This window comes from Streptomyces sp. NPDC002476 (genome assembly GCF_042889785.1).
Classification (GTDB): Bacteria; Actinomycetota; Actinomycetes; order Streptomycetales; family Streptomycetaceae; genus Streptomyces.
In genome coordinates, this window is sequence record NZ_JBIARH010000113.1 from 1 (window position 1) to 1,136 (window position 1,136).

At 71.1% G+C, this 1,136-nt stretch carries 1 protein-coding gene; it reads right to left on the reverse strand.

Annotated features, from left to right (window positions below; genetic code table 11):
- Positions 1 to 20: 20 nt before the first annotated feature.
- The gene (locus ACFYXM_RS37130; RefSeq protein ID WP_389296270.1) at positions 21 to 1,097 is read right to left on the reverse strand and encodes an IS110 family transposase; all 1,077 of its coding nucleotides are present in this window, start codon (positions 1,095 to 1,097) and stop codon (positions 21 to 23) included.
- Positions 1,098 to 1,136: the final 39 nt, after the last annotated feature.

Below are 1,136 nucleotides of genomic sequence, written 5' to 3' on the forward strand. Positions count from 1 at the left end.
GCTGGATGCTCCTATGGTTGTCAAGCCGCTGGAACGAGGTCGGTTTGAGTGGTTCGTTCCGTGGGTGTGGTGGTCAGGGCGCGGTAGACCTCGCGGGCGACGAATCGCTTGAGGCAGCGCATGATGTCTTTCTTGGACAGGCCTTCCTTGGTGCGGCGTTCGACGTAGGCGCGGGTGCGGTCGTCGAAGCGCATGCGGGTGAGCACGATGGTGTGCAGCGCGTTGTTGGCGGCCCGGTCGCCGCCGCGGTTGAGGCGGTGGCGGTGGGTGCGTCCTGAGGAGGCCGGGATCGGTGCGACCCCGGCGAGGTGCGCGAATGCGCCCTCGGATCGCATGCGTTCGGGGTTGTCCCCGGCTGACACCAGCAGCTGGCCCGCAGTCTCGGGTCCGATGCCGAACAGCTCTAGCAGCGCGGGGGCTGCCTGCTCGACCAGCGGGCCGATCTCCGCGTCCAGCTCGGTGATCTCGGCGTCCATGGCCTGGTGACGGCGGGCGAGCCGTCGCAGTGCCGCCCGGGTAGCCGCCAGCGGGCGGGACAGGTCATGGCCAGGCCGCAGCCGGGCCAGGGTGCGTATCAGCGCGGCGCGGTCCAGGCCGGCGACCTGTTCGCGCAGCATCTCGGGCGCCGAGACGAGCAGCCCGCGGATCTGGTTCATGGCCTGGGTGCGGGCCTTGACCGCGCTGCGGCGCGCGATCCGCAGCACCCGCACCGCCTCGACCCCACCGTCCCGGCTCTTGGGGACGCCGGTGGCCCGGCCCGACAGCACGGCCGTCGCAGCGGCATAGGCGTCGATCGGATCGGACTTGCCCTTCATCCGACGGGTCTTGCGGTCTGGGCGGTCCACGTCGATGACGGTGATCCCTGCGGCGGTCAGCACGCGGGCGAGCTCGGCCCCGTAGGCGCCGGTGCCCTCCACCCCCACCGCGACGAGCGTGCCGTGGGAGCGTATCCAGTCGAGCAGGTCGCGGTAGCCGCGGATGGTGGCGGGGAACTCCTGGTCGGCCAGGTGCCGTCCGACCGAGTCGATCACCGCGGCGTGGTGGGTCTGGCCGTGCGTGTCGACTCCGCCGGTGATCTGAGGGGTGTTGTGCGTCATGCTGGTCGTGTCCGTCCTTGCGAGAGTCCGTTCCGGGGG

Excerpts from the sequence above, each read along its gene's own strand:
- ACFYXM_RS37130 (WP_389296270.1), bottom strand. The coding sequence starts at position 1,097 with ATGACGCACAACACCCCTCAGATCACCGGCGGAGTCGACACGCACGGC.